This window comes from Pseudomonas sp. PB106 (genome assembly GCF_009764645.1).
GTDB lineage: Bacteria > Pseudomonadota > Gammaproteobacteria > Pseudomonadales > Pseudomonadaceae > Aquipseudomonas.
The window spans coordinates 1-20,102 of sequence record NZ_RWIM01000143.1 but is presented as its reverse complement, the minus strand read 5'-3'; the positions used below and the strand labels follow the sequence as shown (position 1 = coordinate 20,102).

The window sequence follows — 20,102 nt, the reverse complement described above, 5'->3', positions numbered from 1 at the left end:
CGCCGTTGCCATCGCCACTGATCCTGGCGATGGCACCCCCCCGAAGTCCCTCGCAACACCCTGTAACCACGCAATATATATGTATGCCTCTCCGCCGCTGACACGTCGCTAGCATTTCGGGCCATCAACCGGCGATCCACTCGCCGAACGCCCCATCAAGCGATCAACGATCGGAGAGTTACTGTGTACAAACCCCCGAAGGCGGTGCCTGGCACCCACTCCACTACGACGTCTGGCAGCGGCGCGCCCGCGACCCCGGATACCGTCAATATCGTGCCACCCAGGCTTGCACCGGAAACCGCGCCCATCATGCCGCGCACGGATTTACCCGGTGCTCATCCACCCGACGCCCAGCGCCCCCTCGAACCTGTCCAGGCCGGAGCACCAACGCTCGACACTCAGCCGGCCAACCCCGGGGAAGTGATTGTCGTCGACCTGCAGAGCCTTGATTCGCCGAATCTCCCACCCGATCTGGTGATCGTCAGCCCAGACGGTGCCAGTGATCGCATGCCTATCGGTGACTCCGGTCTTTTCATCGATTCCGGCGGGAGCCTTTACGCTGATGTGCAAGGCCTCGGCATGACGGGAATCAGCACCGACAGTCAAGGTCAGTTTGTCCTGGCGAGCCAATCGCCCCATCAGGATCGGCTGGTGCTGGCACGCATCGAAGGCACGTCACAGTGGCAGACGCGCTCCGATCCCACACCGCCGGTCGGTGATGACTGGAACGTCCCCGTTTCGGCCGCCACGACTGTGCCACTGAAGAAGCTCGAGATTTCTGTATTCCAGCAATCCTTCCTCACCGAACCTGACGCCAGAGGCACCTCGTGGAATGTCCGGGGTAGCGCCAACAGAAAATATGTACGCATCAAGGACGGCGGCGCCGTGATGGTGACGCGCCACAAAAATGGCGACGTTCAAGCCGTCAGCGCGCAGAACCCGAAGGTCAATGGCCCCATGCTCGAACGAATCGGAACGACTTCGCTCTGGCAGCAAAAATTCGCTCCGACCGCATCCGGAAAAAGACCCGCCCCCACCGCCACGGAGTCCAGTGCGAGCAAACGCGTACGCCTTGAGCAGCCCGGCCGTTCGGCTACGACCCCGAAACCCACCGGCAAAAGGCCTCGACACAACCCGGATCTGTGGCGCACCTGGGGAGAATCCGAACCCGTCACCTCCGGGTCAGTGCGCATTGGCGACCTGCACTACCGAACCCTGCCGGGCGCATCGCTGACCGAGGCCGTGATCCGGCCCTTCTCCTTTCCAGAAGGCTTCGATGCTTTTGAAGGCATGCTCATTGCCCAACCCTGGCGGCAGCCGGTTCGCGCCGTGTCGCATGTGACAAGCCCCGCCTCGAACTCCACGGATGTGCCGACCACGCAATGGACCGTCAGCGGCCCACTGTTCAATAAACCGCTCTCGCAATCCATCGCCGACACCTTCAAAAGTTTTAGCGAAGTCACCGCACGGACGCTGGCCCGGGGTCTGTTCGCACAGGCCCTCCCAGACAATGTCATGACCAGTCCGGGCTTGCTGCGCATATCGAACACATTGGCCCGATGGCGCGGTGCAAGCACTGCGGACACCGCCGCAGACTCCTCGCTCCACGGATTTAGCGATCCTCTGCAACTGCTACCGGTTTTTGAAGTGCGTGAAGTGTCGGGATGGTACAAGCTGTACTTGCCGCTCATCGACCATGGGCAGCCAGCGCACCGGGTTGATTTCAAATTGCGTCAGGAGGACTGGAACACCTTCCACGACCGCACCAATCGAATGCGTATCCGCCAGCTTTATCGAACGCTGCTCATCCGCAGCGGTTACGAGGTCTTCCTTCCTTCGTTCCAGAGCGCCGGGGCCACACTGGTGCTGAAACGCGCGGGCCAAACCTATTTCATGGCGCTGCGCGACACCTCTTCGCGCACGTTGGCCTACGACTTTCCCAACGACCTCTATTCGTCCGGCATGCGCAGCTACCTCGGCGAGGAAACCTGTCAGGTAGTGATCTCGGCCCATGAAAGCAACACTCTGAGCTGGCTCGTCGGTGGCGTTCACCTCACCGAAGCCAGGCATACGGACTTTTTCATCTACCGGGTTTCCGCCCCTGAGCTCAAGGCAGCAAGAACGCCGGGCAGCACTGGCCAACCACCTCTACCGCACACTCGTTCGTATCCCTCGCAAGCCGCCCGGCCAACGCAAGCCAGCCTGGCCAATCGGGACATCCCGGTGGAGGCGGCACCACCGCTGGCTGTTTCCATCGACGGCGAACGACACACGCTGCTGCCGCGGGCCACTGACGACATGATTGTCTACATCGACGATCCGGCCCATCCGGCACGCAGTTTCGACTCACTGGAAACATTGCTGCACATCGACAAGCAGCATCAACCGCGCGGTGCGATCCGTGTTCCGCCGGAGAACGTCTGGAAGATCGACCCCTTCATGGCATTCGAAAAACCCATGAAAGCCTCGGTCGCCGAATATTTCCCGACGTTTTCCTCGCTCACCTTGCACAATGTGGCGAAACATCAGTTCAAACTGGCCAACGGCTCCACCACCACCACGGGTGCCGGATTGACCGCGCTGCGGCAAACTTTCAACGACTGGCGGGTCGGCAACCCGGCGCCACGAGCGGAACTGGCCGAACCGCTGTTGATGCTGCCCACCCTTCCCATTACCCCGGCCAGCGGCCAGACCCTGCGCAAACTGGTAGTGCCGGAGCCGGCGAGCGGTGATCTGATGCGTATCGATCTGGAGGTGAATTATTACCGCGACGATTACGACTATTTCCTCGCTCACCCGGGCGGTCTGAACCTTAAGGTGTACATGGCGGACATGCTCAGACGCACGGGTTACCGCGTGTTGCTACCCAACGGGGGGAACGCCTGGCCGGCGCTGGTGTTCACGCGCGACGGACACGACCGGGTATTTTTTCTGAGCCTGTATCGCACCCGCGATAATTTCATTCCCCTGCCCCTGACGCCTGATCCGCGAACGGCGAGCACACTGATTGACCGGATTGGCACGCAGGCCTCGCAAGTGCTGCTGGAGGCCGATGCCGGTGGCAAAGTGGTCTGGCTAAAAGGCGGGATCCAGCAAACGGCAGGCATGGAAACGGTGTTTATAGTCAGGGACGACATTCCCATGATCTGATCAACGCAGTCTGAGCCTCACCACAACAGCGAAACTGCGCACAAAAAAAAGCCCGCAGTGTGAGCGGGCGAAAGACCAAAGAAGCTATATGCGCAGTCGCTTCCCGGTGGGGGCAGCTGCTTGGGGGTCAGCTGCCCCGGTACGTGGAATAGCTGTACGGCGAAATCAGCAATGGCACGTGGTAGTGATCCTGTTCGGCAGAGATGCCGAAGCGCAGCACAACCACGTCCAGAAATGCCGGTTCCGGCAACTGCACGCCACGGGCGCGGTAGTAATCGCCTGCGTGGAACTGAACCTGATAAACGCCGGTTCGATAATCATCGCCTTGCAGCAGGGGTGCATCGACCCGGCCATCGCTGTTGGTGACGGCACTGGCGACCAATTCCAGTTGCGAACCTTCAACGCGGTACAGCTCGACCTTGATCGAACTGCCCGGGCAACCGTGTGCAGCGTCCAAAACGTGTGTTGTCAAACGTCCCATTGATTCTGCGCGCCTGCCTGCGTGGAAGCAGTCAGACCTCGCGCCTCCCGAAGTCAGATAAAAAGGAGACCGCACCGATTCGGAGCACGAAAAGCTGCGGCGAGCGATTGATTAAGACACTTTTCAAAAAAATTGTACACAATAAAAACGACATTTTTTACGTCACCCCCGCCATCCGGGCCTTTACTGCCGATCAGCCAGCAAAGCGCCTGATCAGTGAACCTTCAATCCATTAGCTGACTGGTCAGGCAGGTTTCTTGCAGGCTGAAGCCAATACCCGTAAAAGATGACAGCCGGTGAAAAATGCGAAAATTCAGGCTTACAAATTGCGATTGAAGTTGTATACAATCAGCCCATCGCTGTGACACCAGCCTGCAACCTCACCGTCAGGCCGCCACAAAATCTGTCAACGAATAAGAAGGAAGACTGCAGTGAGCGCTGACTACCCACGCGACCTGATCGGTTACGGCAGTAACCCTCCTCACCCACACTGGCCGGGCAATGCCCGCATCGCCCTGTCCTTCGTACTCAATTACGAAGAAGGCGGCGAGCGCAACATTCTGCACGGCGACAAAGAATCCGAAGCCTTCCTGTCCGAGATGGTTGCCGCTCAGCCGCTGCAAGGCGCGCGCAACATGAGCATGGAATCGCTTTACGAGTATGGCAGCCGTGCCGGCGTCTGGCGGATCCTGAAGCTGTTCAAGGAATTCGACATTCCGCTGACCATCTTCGCCGTCGCCATGGCCGCTCAGCGCCACCCGGATGTGATCCGCGCGATGGTCGATGCCGGCCACGAGATCTGCAGCCACGGCTACCGCTGGATCGACTATCAGTACATGGACGAAGCGCAGGAACGCGAGCACATGCTCGAAGCGATCCGCGTCCTCACCGAAATCACCGGCGAGCGCCCACTGGGCTGGTACACCGGCCGCACCGGCCCGAACACCCGTCGCCTGGTCATGGAAGAAGGTGGTTTCCTCTACGACTGCGACACCTACGACGACGACCTGCCCTACTGGGAACCGAACAACCCGACCGGCAAGCCGCATCTGGTGATCCCGTACACCCTCGACACCAACGACATGCGCTTCACCCAAGTGCAGGGTTTCAACAAGGGTGACGACTTCTTCGAATACCTCAAAGACGCGTTCGACGTGCTCTACGCCGAAGGTGCCGAAGCGCCGAAGATGCTCTCGATTGGTCTGCACTGCCGCCTGATCGGCCGTCCGGGTCGCCTCGCTTCGCTCAAACGCTTTATCGAATACGCCAAAAGTCATGAACAGGTGTGGTTCAGCCGTCGCGTCGACATCGCGCGTCACTGGCACGAAACCCACCCGTACCAAGAGGCCGCCAAATGAGCCGCTTTCAAACACTGCAACCATCGACCCTGAGCCGCGACGCTTTCGTCAAAGCCTTCGCCGACATCTACGAACATTCGCCATGGGTGGCCGAGAAGGCCTACGACCTGGGCGCGGACGCTTCGATCGACGAGATCGAAACACTGCACCAGCGCATGAGCGACATCCTGTTGAGCGCCGATCACGCCAGTCAACTGGCACTGATCAACGCTCACCCGGACCTGGCCGGCAAAGCTGCCGTCCAGGGCCAATTGACCGAAGCCAGCACCAATGAGCAGGCTGGCGCCGGTATTCACCAATGCACGGCCGAAGAGTTCCAGCGCTTCACCGAGCTGAACGACGCCTATAAAGCCAAGTTCAAGTTTCCCTTCATCATGGCGGTAAAAGGCAGCAACCGGCATCAGATCCTCGCGGCGTTCGAAACGCGCATTCACAACTCGGAAGATACCGAGTTCAAATGCGCGCTGGCGGAGATCAACAAGATTGCCCTGTTCCGTTTACTGACTCTTTAGCAAGCCTGACCCGAGTACATCAAACGCGGAGAGTACCCAGGGTCTTGCAAGCATCCCCAGCCAACTTATTAAAGGCAGACAAGAAGAATGAAAGCTTACGCCGTACCTTTCGAGAAGTTCGTCAACCTGGCCGACGCCCGTCTGGGCACCAAAATCATCTCGGTCACCGATGACTGGTTCGCAGACGCCAATCGTCTGTTCCAACCGACCCCGGCCGTATGGAAGGAGGGCGTGTTCGATGACAACGGCAAGTGGATGGACGGCTGGGAATCGCGCCGCAAGCGCTTCGAAGGTTTCGACAGCGCAGTGATCCGTCTGGGCGTACCGGGCTCGATCAAAGGCGTCGACATCGACACTTCATTCTTCACCGGCAACTTCCCGCCATCGGCCTCTCTGGAAGCGTGCTTCCTGGCCTCGGGCGAGCCGGACGAAAACACCCAGTGGACTGAAGTGCTGTCGGCCGTCGAGCTGCAGGGCAACAGCCACCACTACCACGAAATCAGCAACGACCAAGCGTTCAGCCACCTGCGTTTCAACATCTACCCGGACGGCGGTGTTGCCCGTCTGCGTGTGTACGGTGTGCCGCACCGCGACTGGTCCGCGGTTGGCGACAACGAGCAAGTCGATCTGGCAGCAGCCCTCAACGGTGGCCGCGCCCTCGCCTGCTCCGACGAACACTTCGGCCGCATGAGCAACATTCTCAACCCGGGCCGTGGCATCAACATGGGCGACGGCTGGGAAACTGCACGTCGTCGCACGCCAGGCAATGATTGGGTCATCGTCGCGCTGGGTCACCCGGGCGAGATCGAGAAGATCGTCGTCGACACCCTGCACTTCAAAGGCAACTACCCGGACACTTGCTCGATCCAGGGCGCGTTCGTCAAGGGCGGCACTGACAGCCAGATCGAAACCCAGTCGCTGTTCTGGCGCGATCTGCTGCCGAGCCAGAAGCTGGAAATGCACGCCGAGCACACCTTCGTCGAGCAGATCAAAGCGCTGGGCCCGATCACCCACATCCGCCTGAACGTGTTCCCGGATGGTGGTGTGAGCCGCCTGCGCGTACTGGGCAAGGTCGCTAAATAACACCGCAATGATCGTTCCCACGCTCTGCGTGGGAACGCATCACTGGACGCTCTGCGTCCGCTTTGGATGTGACGCGGAGCGTCACGGGCTGCATTCCCACGCGGAGCGTGGGAACGATCACTCAACGAAAAGAAGAACAGCATGCGCACACTAACGATTGAACCGCTGACCAAAGAAGCCTTCGCCCCTTTCGGTGACGTGATCGAAACCGACGGCAGCGATCACTTCATGATCAACAACGGTTCGACCATGCGCTTCCATAAACTGGCGACGGTCGAAACCGCTCAGCCTGAGGACAACGCGATCATCAGCATCTTCCGCGCCGACGCGCAGGACATGCCGCTGACCGTTTGCATGCTGGAACGCCATCCGCTGGGCAGCCAGGCTTTCATACCGCTGCTCGGCAACCCCTTTCTGATCGTGGTCGCGCCAGTTGGCGATGAACCTGTATCAGGCTTGGTCCGCGCCTTCGTCACCAACGGCAGGCAGGGCATTAATTACCATCGCGGCGTTTGGCACCATCCGGTGCTGACGATCGAAAAGCGGGATGACTTCCTGGTGGTTGATCGCAGTGGCACAGGCAATAACTGCGATGAGCATTTTTTCAAAGAGGATGAGCGTTTGATCCTCGCCCCCCACCAATAAGAGAAGGTCTGATCACTCGACAACAAGAGTGACAGGCGAGAGGTAAAGACTGTGGAAGCACATCTGTTGGAATGGCTGAACCTGAGCGTGCGCTGGGTTCACATGATTACTGGCGTGGCCTGGATCGGCGCGTCGTTCTACTTCGTCTGGCTGGAGAACAACCTCAACCGCGTCAACCCGAAAACCGGTCTGGCCGGTGACCTGTGGGCGATCCACGGTGGCGGTATCTATCACCTCGAAAAATACAAACTGGCCCCGCCGGCGATGCCGGACAACCTGCACTGGTTCAAGTGGGAAGCCTACTTCACCTGGATGTCGGGTATCGCGCTGCTGTGCGTGGTGTTCTACTCCAACCCAACGCTCTACCTGCTGGCTCCGGGCAGCACCCTGAGCGGCCCTGAAGGCGTGGCCATCGGTATCGGCTCGCTGTTCCTCGGCTGGTTCATCTACTCCTTCCTGTGCGACTCGGCCTTGGGCAAACGCCCTGCTCTGCTCGGCTTCATTCTGTTCGTGCTGATCATCGGCGCGGCGTATGGCTTCAGCAAAGTGTTCAGCGGTCGTGGTGCGTACCTGCACGTTGGCGCGATCATCGGCACGATCATGGTCGGTAACGTGTTCCGCATCATCATGCCGGCACAACGGGCACTGGTCGCGGCGATTGCCGAGAACCGCACGCCGGATCCCGCGCTGCCGGCCAAAGGCTTGCTGCGTTCGCGTCACAACAACTACTTCACCCTGCCGGTGCTGTTCATCATGATCAGCAACCACTTCCCGAGCACCTATGGCAGCCAGTACAACTGGTTGATCCTGGCCGGGATTGCAGTGTTGGCGGTGTTGGTGCGTCACTACTTCAACACCCGTCACGACAGCCACAAGTTTGCCTGGACTCTGCCAGTGGCAGCGGTAGGCATGATCACGCTGGCGTACGTCACCGGCCCAACGCCGATGTCGACCGCTCCGGAAGTGGCTAAGGCGCCAGCCAAAATCGAGTACCAACCGCTGCCGGAGACGGCACTGGGTGGCGGCGCGAAACCGGCTGAAGCGGCGGCACCTGCTGCACCCGCAGACGCACCGGCAGCAGCGCCGGCACAAGCCTCCAACGCCGGTCCCGGCTTTGACAAAGTGCATACCGTGATTCAAGAACGCTGCGCAGTTTGCCACTCGGCCAAGCCGACCAGCCCGTTGTTCAGCGCTGCACCAGCGGGTGTGATGTTCGACACTCCTGAGCAAATCCGCCAGAACGCGGCGCGCATCCAGGCGCAAGCCATCACCACGCAGATCATGCCACTGGGCAACATCACTCAGATGACCCAGCAGGAACGTGACCTGATCGGTGCATGGATTGCCCAGGGAGCACAGACCAACTAAGCAACAAACGCTTCGCGGGCAAGCCCGCTCCCAAAAAGGTCACTGCCTGACCTGTGGGAGCGGGCTTGCCTGCGAATCGCCGCAATACGCTTTTACCTGATGCAAAGAAACAGCTGTGAGCAACCCGGCAGCTGTTAATCACAAGAATAAAAAGATCCGAGGTGTTGCATGTCCGAGCTGTCCAAAGCGCGCATCCCCGACGCACCCGCCATTCAGCGATTGCCCCTTTTGCAACTGATCCTGGTCGGTTTGCAACATGTTCTGCTGATGTACGGTGGTGCCATCGCGGTGCCGCTGATCATTGGACAGGCCGCTGGCCTGAGTCGTGAAGAAATTGCCTTCCTGATCAACGCCGACCTGCTGGTCGCCGGTGTCGCCACCATCGTGCAGTCCATGGGCATTGGTCCGATGGGCATTCGCATGCCGGTGATGATGGGCGCCAGTTTTGCCGCAGTCGGCAGCATGGTCGCCATGGCCGGTATGCCCGGCATCGGCCTGCAAGGCATCTTCGGTGCCACGATCGCCGCCGGTTTCTTCGGCATGATCATCGCGCCGTTCATGTCCAAGGTCGTACGCTTCTTCCCGCCCCTGGTGACCGGCACGGTCATCACCTCGATCGGTTTGTCGCTGTTCCCCGTGGCCGTGAATTGGGCCGGTGGCGGTGCCGCCGCCGCACAATTCGGCTCACCGATTTATCTGGCCATCGCCGCGCTGGTGTTGGGCACCATTCTGCTGATCCACCGCTTCATGCGCGGTTTCTGGGTCAACATTTCCGTACTGATCGGCATGTGCTTCGGCTACATCCTGTGCGGCGCGATCGGCATGGTCGACCTGAGTGGCATGGCCAACGCGCCATGGATTCAATTCGTTACCCCGCTGCATTTCGGCATGCCGAAATTCGAGCTCGCGCCGATCCTGTCGATGTGCCTGGTGGTGGTGATCATCTTCGTTGAGTCCACCGGCATGTTCCTCGCGCTGGGCAAAATCACCGGCCAGGAAGTCTGCCCGCGCATGCTGCGTCGCGGCTTGCTGTGTGATGCCGGCGCCTCGTTTGTCGCCGGTTTCTTCAACACCTTCACCCATTCCTCGTTCGCCCAGAACATCGGCCTGGTGCAGATGACCGGCGTGCGCTGCCGCTCGGTGACCATCGTTGCCGGTGGTTTGCTGATCGTCCTGAGTCTGCTGCCGAAAGCCGCATTCCTCGTTGCCTCGATTCCGCCAGCGGTTTTGGGCGGTGCAGCCATTGCGATGTTCGGCATGGTCGCGGCCACCGGCATCAAGATTCTGCAAGAAGCCGACATCGGTGACCGTCGCAACCAGTTGCTGGTCGCGGTGAGCATCGGCATGGGCCTGATCCCGGTGGTGCGCCCTGAGTTCTTCGCGCATTTGCCGCTGTGGATGAGCCCGATTACCCACAGCGGCATCGCGATGGCAACGCTCAGCGCGCTGACGCTGAACCTGCTGTTCAACATTCTCGGCGGCAAAGAGCGCGCGGCGATCAACGACTGCCACGCACACCAGCACTAAAGCAACACCGGTATCCCCCTGTAGGAGTGAGCCTGCTCCGGGCGGCGTTCCGACGATAGCGTTTTTTCAGTCAACAGATGTGTTGAATGTCACACCGCGATCGCGAGCAGGCTCACTCCTACAAAGGGCAAAAAAAGCTCTGCGCCTCAAACAATAAAAACAAGAGGGAGCAACAGATGATTCGTACACAGACAAATGTGCTGTTAAGCGGTGGCCTGCTGGCCGCGAGTCAGGCCATGGCCGGCGATCTCCTGCTGTGGCAGACCAACAGCCTCAGCTATCTGTACGGCAAGAATTTCGCCATCAACCCATCGATCCAGCAAACGCTCACCTTCGAGCACGCCGACAAGTGGAAATACGGCGACAACTTCCTGTTCGTCGACAAGATTTTCTACAACGGCAAGGAAGATGCGAACAAAGGTCCGCACGCCTTCTACGGCGAATTCACCCCGCGTTTTTCGTTCGGCAAGATCTTCGACCAGAAACTCGAATTCGGCCCGATCAAAGACGTCTTGCTCGCCATGACCTACGAGTACGGCGAAGGCGACAGTGAGGCCTACCTGATCGGCCCTGGCTTCGACCTCAAGGTGCCCGGCTTCAACTATGTGACCCTGAACATCTTCCGCCGCCAGACCGAAGGCCCGCGCCCCGGCGACGGCGTCTGGCAGATCACCCCCGGCTGGTCGTACAGTTTTCCCCTCGGCAATTCCGATGTGCTGATCGACGGCTACCTCGACTGGGTGGTCGACAATGACGAGAACTCGCGTGGCACCTATCACGCCAACCTGCACATCAATCCTCAGATCAAATACGACCTGGGCAAAGCCTTGGGCTGGAGCCAGAAGCAGCTGTACGTCGGCACCGAATACAGCTACTGGAAAAACAAATACGGCGTCGAAAACACGCACAACTTCGACACCAATCAGAACACCGCCAGCCTGCTGGTGAAGGTGCACTTTTAAGATGGCCCGCAACCGTGCCCCATACCTGTCGTCGGTGCTCTGTTGCGGGGCACTTGAGAGCTGGCCGAGGAGTCAGTATTCTCCGCGGCCTCTTGAATTCGGTCTAAAAAAAAGCCCGGATTTAATTCCTGACCGACGGGCCAACTTATCCCGGCCCCGGTCAGTACCGAGGCATCCCGAAAACACGCTCAATCGACTGTTTTTCAGCAGCCGAACGGGCGTTTTTTTGCTTTTCGAAAGCCTTGGCCCAGCTCTTGCTAACAGCATGAAAGCTGACCAATCGGATGACTTTTGCAGCAATGAAAAAAGGCGCCACACCAGAGCGCCGATCTTAAAAAAATAAACGTGGAACACCTACTTTGGGAGCAACCGAATGAAACGTATGTGCACCAGCCTGATGCTTGCGGGATCGATGTTGGCCGGGGGCCAGGCCATGGCCGATGGCCTGCTGCAATGGCAGAACAACAGCCTGACCTATCTGTACGGCAAGGACTTCCAGGTCAACCCGCGCATCCAGCAGACCGTCACCTTCGAACACGCCGATGCGTGGACGTACGGCGACAACTTCTTCTTCTTCGACAAGATCTTCTACAACGGTGGCAAGGACTTCAGCAACGGTCCGAACACCTACTACGGTGAGTTCAGCCCGCGCATCTCGCTGGGCAAGGTGCTCGACCAGAAGATCGAGTTCGGCCCGATCAAAGACGTCCTGCTGGCGATGACCTACGAGTTCGGCGAAGGTGACACCGAGTCCTATCTGATCGGCCCAGGCTTCGACCTGGCCATCCCGGGCTTCGACTACTTCCAGTTGAACTTCTATCAGCGCCACACCGAAGGGCCGCGTGCTGGTGACAACGTCTGGCAGATCACCCCGGTCTGGTCCTACACCATCCCCGTCGGCAAGTCGAACATCCTGATCGACGGCTACATGGACTGGGTGACCGACAACGATTCCAACTCCAAAGGCGATTACCACGCCAACCTGCACTTCAACCCACAGGTCAAATACGACTTGGGCAAGGCGCTGAATTTCGGCGAGAAGCAGTTGTATGTCGGTGTTGAATACGACTACTGGAAAGACAAGTACGGCATCGACGACACCGGTGCCTTCAAGACCAATCAGAGCGTGACCAACTTCCTGGTGAAGTTCCACTTCTGATGCAGGTGTAAGTGGCGTCTGCGAAGACGCCATCGCTGGCAAGCCAGCTCCCACAGGGTTTTGTGTCGCACACAATTATTTTGTTCACCCAAAAACCTGTGGGAGCTGGCTTGCCAGCGATTAGCCGCACCGCCAATTTCAGGCGGGAGCCACCGCCTCGGTTATCCCCAAAAACCGGCACAACTCTTCACGCTTGGCCAATGCATCCCGTCGCCCCAAATCGATCAACTCGCTGCAATACCCCGCCTCGAACAACAGGTAACTCAGCACCCCTGCCCCGCTCGTTTTGGTCGCCCCCGGCCCACGCAAGAACAAGCGCAACGCCGCCGGCAATTCCTGACGATGCCGCGCCGCAATCTCATCGATCGGCTGACTCGGCGAAATCACCAGCACCTCCACCGGCGCCACGCCCAGTTCTCGTGTTGGCGTACCGGCGGGCATCAAATGGCTGAATTGGTTGAGACGCTGCAACAACTCGATGTCGCTCTCCAGACTGTCAATGAACGTACTGTTGAGCATGTGCCCGCCGATCTGCGCCAACGTCGGCTGTTGCCCCGTGTAGGTGCGTTCCAGCGGTTGTTGTGGATCGAAACCGCGCGGGTTGCCGCTGACGCCGATCACCAGCACGCGGCTGGCGCCAAGATGCAGCGCCGGACTGATTGGCGCCGATTGCCGCACCGCGCCGTCGCCGAAATATTCATCACCGATTTTCACCGGCGCGAACAACAGCGGAATCGCCGAACTGGCCAGCAAGTGATCCACCGACAACGCTGTCGGCACACCAATGCGCCGATGGCGCAGCCACGAATCGATCCTGCCGCCGCCCTGATAGAACGTCACCGCCTGCCCCGACTCATAGCCGAACGCGGTCACCGCCACCGCGTGCAACTGCTTGCGCGCGATGGACTCGGCGATGCCGGGCATGTGCAGTTTTTCATTGAGCAGTTCGCGCAGCGGCGAACTGTTGAGCAGTGCCACCGGCAGATGCCGACCGAGGCCGAGCAAGCTGTGGCTGACAAAACGGCTGGCCTGACGGATCACGCCGGGCCAGTCACTGCGCAGCACGCGGTGGCTGCGAAAGCCTTGCCAGAATAATGTGAGGCGTTCGATGGCCGCGCGAAAATCCGTGGCGCCGCTGGCGAGGCTGACCGCATTGATCGCGCCAGCGGAAGTGCCGACGATCACCGGGAACGGATTGTCCGCCCCCAACGGCAGCAACTCGGCAATCGCTGCCAGCACGCCCACCTGATACGCCGCCCGAGCCCCGCCGCCGGAAAGAATCAAACCTGTGACCGGTTCAGCAGGGCTCATCGCAACACTCCATGGTGCTTAAGGGGATGGATCAATCAACTGCGTTTGGCGTACAGCTTCGGCTCGCCCGGTGGCCGGCTCTTGAAGCGCCGATGCGCCCACAGGTATTGCTCCGGGCAATCGCGCAAAACGCCTTCGACCCATTGATTGATGCGGATGCAGTCGGCTTCCTCGGTCTCGCCCGGGAAATCTTCCAGCGGCGGATGTACGACCAGACGATAACCACTGCCATCGGCCAGACGCTCCTGTGTGAACGGCACCACCAACGCCTTACCCAGGCGGGCAAATTTGGTGGTCGCGGTCACGGTCGCGGCCTGAATGCCGAACAGCGGCACGAAGATACTCTGCTTGGCGCCGTAGTCCTGATCTGGCGCATACCAGATCGCCCGTCCCGAACGCAGCAACTTGAGCATGCCGCGCACGTCGTCACGCTCCACGGCCAGCGAATCAAGATTATGTCGCTCACGGCCCTGACGCTGGATGTAGTCGAACAACGGATTTTTGTGTTCGCGGTACATGCCATCGATGGTGTGCTGCTGACCGAGCAACGCCGCGCCGATTTCCAGGGTGGTGAAATGCACCGCCATCAAAATCACACCCTTGCCTTCACGCCGGGCTTTTTGCAAATGCTCCAGACCTTCGACGTGGGCCAGTTTCGCCAGGCGTTTGCGCGACCACCACCAACTCATCGCCATTTCAAAAAATGCGATGCCGGTGGAGGCAAAATTTTCCTTGAGCAGGCGCTTACGCTCGGCGGCGGATTTTTCCGGGAAGCACAATTCCAGATTGCGCTTGGCGATGCGCCGTCGGTCGCCGGCGAAGCGATACATCAACGCACCCAAAACTCGACCGATGGTCAGCAACGCCGGATACGGCAGCTGCACGATCAGCCACAAAAGCCCCAAGCCGCACCAGAGCGGCCAGAAGCGTGGAGCAAGAAATGCTTTTCGAAAACGCGGGCGATCCATTAAAGCTTCCGTAAATACAGTGGCCGCGCATTCTACATCGTTCGACCCGGCTTGCGGCCTGCGGGCGTTCTCGTTATAAGTCTCGGCACTTTTAGTGACAAGCCGTTGTATGCCGACATGAGCAAAACCGAACCGTTAGACCAAGATCCCGTGTTCCAGTTGAAGGGCAGCATGCTGGCCATTACCGTGCTGGAACTGGCCCGTAACGACCTCGACAGCCTCGATCGGCAATTGGCCGCCAAAGTTGCGCAGGCGCCGAATTTCTTCAGCAACGCGCCGCTGGTTCTGGCGCTGGACAAACTGCCGCCGGGCGAAGGCGCCGTCGATCTGCCGGGCCTGATGCGCGTGTGCCGCCAACATGGCCTGCGCACCCTGGCGATTCGCGCCAGCCGCATCGAAGACATCGCCGCCGCCATCGCTATCGACATCCCCGTGTTGCCGCCCTCCGGCGCCCGCGAACGACCGCTGGAAATGGCCGAAGCCGAAGTTAAGAAGAAGCCGGAAAAGCCGCCTGAGCCGACCGTCAAACAGACCCGCGTCATCACCACGCCAGTACGTGGTGGCCAACAGATATACGCGCAGGGTGGCGATTTGGTGGTGGTGTCCTCGGTCAGTCCGGGGGCGGAACTTCTTGCCGATGGCAACATCCATGTATACGGCCCGATGCGTGGTCGGGCGCTGGCCGGCGTGAAGGGTGATACCAAGGCACGGATTTTCTGTCAGCAATTGAGCGCTGAACTGATCTCCATCGCCGGTCATTACAAGGTTTCCGAAGATTTGCGCCGCGACCCAATGTGGGGCTCGGGCGTACAGGTCAGCCTGTCGGGCGACGTGTTGAACATCATTCGGCTTTAACGGATACTGCCGCATTTTCCAAGCATCTCTAAAACGTAGCGAAAACGGCTCAAACGAAGTAGGAAAAAGGCCCAAAGCCAAATTCCAGCCAAGGCTGTCCGACTGCAGTAGTTTTCAAGAGATGTTTTTCAGGGGCTAAAAAGTCCTTCTTCCTTAGGGGTGAAACACCTTGGCCAAGATTCTCGTGGTTACATCCGGCAAGGGTGGTGTGGGTAAGACCACCACCAGCGCCGCTATCGGTACCGGCCTCGCTCTGCGCGGCCACAAAACAGTGATCGTCGACTTCGACGTGGGCTTGCGTAACCTTGACCTGATCATGGGTTGCGAGCGCCGCGTGGTGTATGACTTCGTCAACGTGGTCAACGGCGAAGCCAACCTGCAACAGGCACTGATCAAAGACAAGCGCCTGGAAAACCTCTACGTACTGGCCGCCAGTCAGACCCGCGACAAAGACGCGCTGACTGTCGAAGGCGTGGAAAAAGTCCTGATGGAGCTCAAGGAACAATTCGAGTTCGTCGTCTGCGACTCCCCGGCAGGCATCGAGAAAGGTGCACACCTGGCCATGTACTTCGCTGACGAAGCGATCGTCGTGACCAACCCGGAAGTCTCCTCGGTACGAGATTCGGACCGCATGCTCGGCCTGCTGGCGAGCAAATCGCGTCGCGCCGAACGTGGCGAAGACCCGATCAAGGAACACCTGCTGATCACTCGCTACCATCCAGAGCGTGTGGAAAAAGGCGAGATGCTTGGCGTTGAAGACGTCAAGGAAATCCTCTCGGTAACCCTGCTCGGCGTGATCCCGGAATCCCAGGCGGTGCTCAAGGCATCCAACCAGGGCGTACCAGTGATTCTCGACGACCAGAGCGATGCCGGTCAGGCTTACAGCGATACCGTCGACCGCTTGCTGGGCAAAGAAAAAGCCCACCGTTTCCTCGATGTCGAGAAGAAGGGATTCTTCGAGCGCCTGTTTGGAGGTAGGTAATGAACCTTTTTGACTTCTTTCGTGCCAACAAAAAGCCAAGTACCGCCTCGGTAGCGAAAGAGCGTCTACAGATCATCGTGGCGCATGAGCGCGGCCAGCGCAGCACGCCGGATTACTTGCCAGCCTTGCAGAAGGAACTGGTCGACGTGATCCGCAAGTACGTCAACATCGGCAACGACGACGTACATGTTGCACTGGAAAGCCAGGGCAGTTGCTCGATTCTGGAACTCAACATCACCCTGCCCGATCGCTGAGTCGATTGGGTAGTCGCTACGGCGGCTCGGGCTGTTGATGCTCGTGTAGGAGCTGCCGAAGGCTGCGATCTTTTGATCCTCAAAGTCAAAAGTTCGCAGCCTTCGGCAGCTCCTACAGGGGTTATCAGCAGTCCCGAGCCGCCGTTGGCATTTGTTACGAGGCTGTTTTAATGCCGTTGTCCAACATCCGCATCATCCATCAGGACGCCGCCGTATTGGTGGTCGACAAACCGACGTTGCTGCTCTCGGTGCCCGGTCGCGCCGACGACAACAAGGATTGCCTGATTACCCGCCTGCAGGAAAACGGCTACCCGGAGGCGCGCATCGTCCATCGTCTGGACTGGGAAACCTCCGGCATCATTCTGCTCGCGCGTGACGCTGACACGCACCGCGAACTGTCACGCCAGTTTCACGACCGTGAAACAGAGAAGGCCTACACTGCCCTGGCCTGGGGTCAACCGGAACTGGACAGCGGCAGCATCGACCTGCCCCTGCGCTACGATCCGCCGACCAAACCGCGTCACGTGGTCGATCACGAATTCGGCAAACATGCGCTGACCTTCTGGCGCGTGCTGGAACGTTGCGGCGACTGGTGCCGGGTTGAACTGACACCGATTACCGGGCGTTCGCACCAGTTACGCGTGCATATGCTGTCGATCGGTCACCCGCTATTGGGTGACGGGCTTTATGCCCACGAACAAGCCCTCGCTGCCTGGCCTCGCCTGTGCCTGCACGCGAGCATGCTGAGCTTCACCCACCCGCAGACAGGCGAACGCTTGCGCTTCGAATGCCCGGCACCGTTTTAAGGATTGCCTGAGCGGCCGTCCTGTTGTTGGAAAGGATTTTGTTTCGGATGAGTTGTATCGATTCCCTGGCGACACCCCTCAAGAAAGTCCGTCACCAGTTGCTGTACCTGATTTACGGCAACCAGGACGTCTACCGCCGCGAAGCCAAGTTCAGCATCCTCACGGTGCTGTCCCAGGCGCAAAACGGCCAACGCCCGGCGATCCGGATTCTCACCGATCGCCCGCAGGATTACGCTGGCTGGCCAGTCGACACCGTGCTGCTGGACGAAGCGACCCTGACGCGCTGGCAAGGCAAGCACGGCTATCACCATCGGCGCAAAGCCTGCGCCATCGCCGCCGGCATGCAACTGGCGGAAAAAACCCTGTTCGTCGACACCGACACGCTGTTCACCAGCCACCCGAATCGTCTGTTCGACCTCATCGAGCCGAACCGCTCGGTGATGGACCGCTTCGAGTACGAATGGAAGGACGTCCACGAGCGCAGCGATTATCTGAAACTCGGCCGTGACCTCAGCGTCCATGGCGTGACGCCGGACAACGGTTTCAAGCTCTACAACAGCGGTTTGTGTGGTGTCACCGAAAATGACGCGGCGCTGTTCGAGGAGTCGATCCGCCTGATCGATGAATGGACCATGGGCGGTTTCGAGATCCACACCATCGAACAGATTGCCCTGTCGTACGCCATGCGCCACCGGCCGGTGGCTGAAGCGCGTAGATACGTTTATCACTACTTCGCCGAAAAACGCTTTTTCCATGCGATGCAGACGTACTTCTTTTCGCAACATGGCGAAGTCTTCAGCCAACGCCTGGTCGACCTGTGCAGCAATGTGCCGCGAGTGAAACCGTTTCCCTCGGCCTGGCAACGCCTGAAAATCAAATGGAAGCTGCGCAACCAGAACGGCGCGATGCGCAAGGTCGGGCGCGATCTGCTGTATGGCAGTGCCGCGCCGGAAGGCCCGTACTACAGCGCTTGCCGCCACGAATGGTGGGAATGCGCCTCGCGGGAAATTCTGCGCTGGGACGAGAGCCGACAGAAAAAGCTGCTCAACCAGAGCCGTTGGCCAAAACAACTGCCGCGCCCGGACAAGCCCGAAGATGAAAAAATCATCATGAACTACCTGAAAAAACGCGTTCTGACGACTCGCTGAGAATCCGTACCCGGTAGGAGCTGCGCCACGCTGCGATCTTCTGATTCTGCTTTTTGCAATCAAAATCAAAAGATCGCAGCGTGCCGCAGCGCCTACAGGGTTTCGGTTCGGATTCAATTCCCCGACCGATGCGTTAAACTCCCGCCCATTGCTGTCTGGAGCTTCTTATGCGCGAAGAGTTGAACCAAGGCCTGATCGACTTCCTCAAGGCCTCCCCTACCCCGTTCCACGCCACTGCCAGCCTCGTTCAGCGTCTGGAGGCTGCCGGTTTCGTGCGCCTCGACGAGCGTGAGCCCTGGCACACCGAGGCCAACGGCCGCTATTACGTTACCCGTAACGACTCTTCCATCGTCGCGATCAAAATGGGCCGCAACTCGCCGTTGCACGACGGCATTCGCTTGGTCGGCGCCCACACCGACAGCCCGTGCCTGCGAGTCAAGCCGCAGCCGGAACTGCAGCGCCAAGGCTTCTGGCAACTGGGCGTCGAAGTCTACGGCGGCGCGCTGCTGGCGCCGTGGTTCGACCGGGATCTGTCGCTGGCCGGTCGCGTGACCTTCCGCCGCGATGGCAAGGTCGAGAGCCAGTTGATCGACTTCAAGGCGCCAATCGCGATCATTCCCAACCTGGCCATTCACCTCAACCGTGAAGCCAATCAGGGCTGGGCGATCAATGCGCAGACCGAATTGCCGCCAATCCTCGCGCAATTCGCCGGTGACGAGCGCGTCGATTTCCGCGCCGTGCTCACCGATCAACTGGCCCGCGAACACGGCCTGAACGCCGACGTCGTGCTCGATTACGAGCTGAGTTTCTACGACACGCAAAGTGCTGCGGTGATTGGCCTCAACGGCGACTTCATTGCCGGCGCGCGCCTCGACAACCTATTGTCGTGCTATGCCGGCCTGCAAGCGCTGCTCACCGCCGAAACCGACGAAACCTGCGTGCTGGTCTGCAACGATCACGAAGAAGTCGGCTCCTGCTCGGCGTGTGGTGCCGATGGCCCGATGCTCGAACAGACCCTGCGCCGCCTGCTGCCGGAAGGTGACGAGTTCGTTCGCACCATCCAGAAATCCCTGCTGGTCTCGGCCGACAACGCCCACGGCGTGCACCCGAACTACGCCGAGAAGCACGACGCCAACCACGGCCCGAAACTCAACGCCGGCCCGGTGATCAAGGTCAACAGCAACCAGCGCTACGCCACCAACAGCGAAACCGCCGGCTTCTTCCGTCACCTGTGCATGGCCGAAGAAGTGCCGGTGCAAAGCTTCGTGGTGCGCAGCGACATGGGTTGCGGCTCGACCATCGGCCCGATCACCGCCAGCCACCTCGGCGTGCGCACGGTGGATATCGGTCTGCCGACCTTCGCCATGCACTCGATCCGCGAACTGTGCGGTAGCCACGACCTGGCGCACCTGGTCAAAGTGCTGAGCGCGTTCTACGCCTGCCGCGAATTGCCGTAGCCCTTTTGCCGTAACCCTGGAGCTGCCGCAGGCTGCGATCTTTTGATCCTGTTTTTAAGATCAAAAGATCGCAGCC

Annotated in this window: 18 protein-coding genes; 15 read left to right on the top strand and 3 right to left on the bottom strand. The window is 59.5% G+C overall.

Features of this window, described 5'->3' with window-relative positions:
* Window positions 1–183 precede the first annotated feature (183 nt).
* Window positions 184–3,150 carry a hypothetical protein gene (locus tag EJA71_RS19265; RefSeq protein ID WP_158959214.1) on the top strand — a complete coding sequence of 989 codons (2,967 nt, stop codon included), beginning with the start codon at window positions 184–186 and terminating at the stop codon, window positions 3,148–3,150.
* 127 nt (window positions 3,151–3,277) lie between these two features.
* On the opposite strand, the gene uraH is transcribed toward EJA71_RS19265, so the two are convergent.
* Window positions 3,278–3,631 (bottom strand): hydroxyisourate hydrolase, encoded by a 354-nt coding sequence (gene uraH / locus EJA71_RS19260; RefSeq protein WP_008080901.1) that lies wholly within the window; start codon window positions 3,629–3,631, stop codon window positions 3,278–3,280.
* Window positions 3,632–4,062: 431 nt separating this feature from the next.
* On the opposite strand from uraH, the gene puuE reads away from it, so the two are divergent.
* From puuE to EJA71_RS19220, 8 genes are all read left to right on the top strand, one after another.
* Window positions 4,063–4,989 carry an allantoinase PuuE gene (puuE, locus tag EJA71_RS19255; protein ID WP_093441662.1) on the top strand — a complete coding sequence of 309 codons (927 nt, stop codon included), beginning with the start codon at window positions 4,063–4,065 and terminating at the stop codon, window positions 4,987–4,989.
* A complete protein-coding gene (uraD, locus tag EJA71_RS19250) occupies window positions 4,986–5,501 on the top strand; it encodes a 2-oxo-4-hydroxy-4-carboxy-5-ureidoimidazoline decarboxylase (protein WP_108226900.1) in 516 nt (171 codons plus the stop codon). The genes puuE and uraD overlap by 4 nt, the downstream gene beginning before the upstream one ends.
* An 87-nt stretch (window positions 5,502–5,588) precedes the next feature.
* A complete protein-coding gene (gene alc, locus EJA71_RS19245) occupies window positions 5,589–6,584 on the top strand; it encodes an allantoicase (RefSeq protein WP_008080896.1) in 996 nt (331 codons plus the stop codon).
* A 141-nt stretch (window positions 6,585–6,725) separates the two neighbouring features.
* The gene (locus tag EJA71_RS19240) at window positions 6,726–7,229 is read left to right on the top strand and encodes an ureidoglycolate lyase (protein ID WP_024012211.1); all 504 of its coding nucleotides are present in this window, start codon (window positions 6,726–6,728) and stop codon (window positions 7,227–7,229) included.
* A 51-nt stretch (window positions 7,230–7,280) separates the two neighbouring features.
* Window positions 7,281–8,597: a urate hydroxylase PuuD gene (locus tag EJA71_RS19235; protein ID WP_158959213.1), complete on the top strand. Its 1,317-nt coding sequence runs from the start codon at window positions 7,281–7,283 to the stop codon at window positions 8,595–8,597.
* Between the two features lie 168 nt (window positions 8,598–8,765).
* Window positions 8,766–10,124, top strand: coding sequence for a nucleobase:cation symporter-2 family protein (locus EJA71_RS19230; protein ID WP_158959212.1), 1,359 nt, complete (start codon window positions 8,766–8,768; stop codon window positions 10,122–10,124).
* A 176-nt stretch (window positions 10,125–10,300) separates the two neighbouring features.
* On the top strand, window positions 10,301–11,086 hold the full coding sequence (locus EJA71_RS19225; RefSeq protein ID WP_064118622.1) for an outer membrane protein OmpK: 786 nt from the start codon (window positions 10,301–10,303) through the stop codon (window positions 11,084–11,086).
* A gap of 373 nt (window positions 11,087–11,459) precedes the next feature.
* Window positions 11,460–12,245: an outer membrane protein OmpK gene (locus tag EJA71_RS19220; protein WP_158959211.1), complete on the top strand. Its 786-nt coding sequence runs from the start codon at window positions 11,460–11,462 to the stop codon at window positions 12,243–12,245.
* Between the two features lie 138 nt (window positions 12,246–12,383).
* On the opposite strand, the gene EJA71_RS19215 is transcribed toward EJA71_RS19220, so the two are convergent.
* On the bottom strand, window positions 12,384–13,556 hold the full coding sequence (locus EJA71_RS19215) for a patatin-like phospholipase family protein (protein ID WP_158959210.1): 1,173 nt from the start codon (window positions 13,554–13,556) through the stop codon (window positions 12,384–12,386).
* Between the two features lie 35 nt (window positions 13,557–13,591).
* A complete protein-coding gene (locus tag EJA71_RS19210; RefSeq protein WP_158959209.1) occupies window positions 13,592–14,524 on the bottom strand; it encodes a lipid A biosynthesis lauroyl acyltransferase in 933 nt (310 codons plus the stop codon).
* Window positions 14,525–14,641: 117 nt separating this feature from the next.
* On the opposite strand from EJA71_RS19210, the gene minC reads away from it, so the two are divergent.
* The 6 genes from minC (at window position 14,642) to EJA71_RS19180 (ending at window position 20,026) form a co-directional block, all read left to right on the top strand.
* Complete coding sequence (minC, locus tag EJA71_RS19205) at window positions 14,642–15,379, top strand: septum site-determining protein MinC (protein ID WP_064391243.1); 738 nt, start codon at window positions 14,642–14,644, stop codon at window positions 15,377–15,379.
* A gap of 169 nt (window positions 15,380–15,548) precedes the next feature.
* Window positions 15,549–16,361: a septum site-determining protein MinD gene (minD, locus tag EJA71_RS19200; protein ID WP_007913953.1), complete on the top strand. Its 813-nt coding sequence runs from the start codon at window positions 15,549–15,551 to the stop codon at window positions 16,359–16,361.
* Window positions 16,361–16,615 (top strand): cell division topological specificity factor MinE, encoded by a 255-nt coding sequence (gene minE / locus EJA71_RS19195; protein ID WP_003223146.1) that lies wholly within the window; start codon window positions 16,361–16,363, stop codon window positions 16,613–16,615. Before minD ends, minE begins: the two co-directional genes overlap by 1 nt.
* Window positions 16,616–16,785: 170 nt before the next feature.
* Complete coding sequence (locus EJA71_RS19190) at window positions 16,786–17,421, top strand: RluA family pseudouridine synthase (RefSeq protein ID WP_007960625.1); 636 nt, start codon at window positions 16,786–16,788, stop codon at window positions 17,419–17,421.
* Between the two features lie 47 nt (window positions 17,422–17,468).
* Window positions 17,469–18,569 (top strand): hypothetical protein, encoded by a 1,101-nt coding sequence (locus EJA71_RS19185; protein ID WP_158959208.1) that lies wholly within the window; start codon window positions 17,469–17,471, stop codon window positions 18,567–18,569.
* A 167-nt stretch (window positions 18,570–18,736) separates the two neighbouring features.
* A complete protein-coding gene (locus EJA71_RS19180) occupies window positions 18,737–20,026 on the top strand; it encodes a M18 family aminopeptidase (RefSeq protein WP_122594945.1) in 1,290 nt (429 codons plus the stop codon).
* Window positions 20,027–20,102 lie beyond the last annotated feature (76 nt).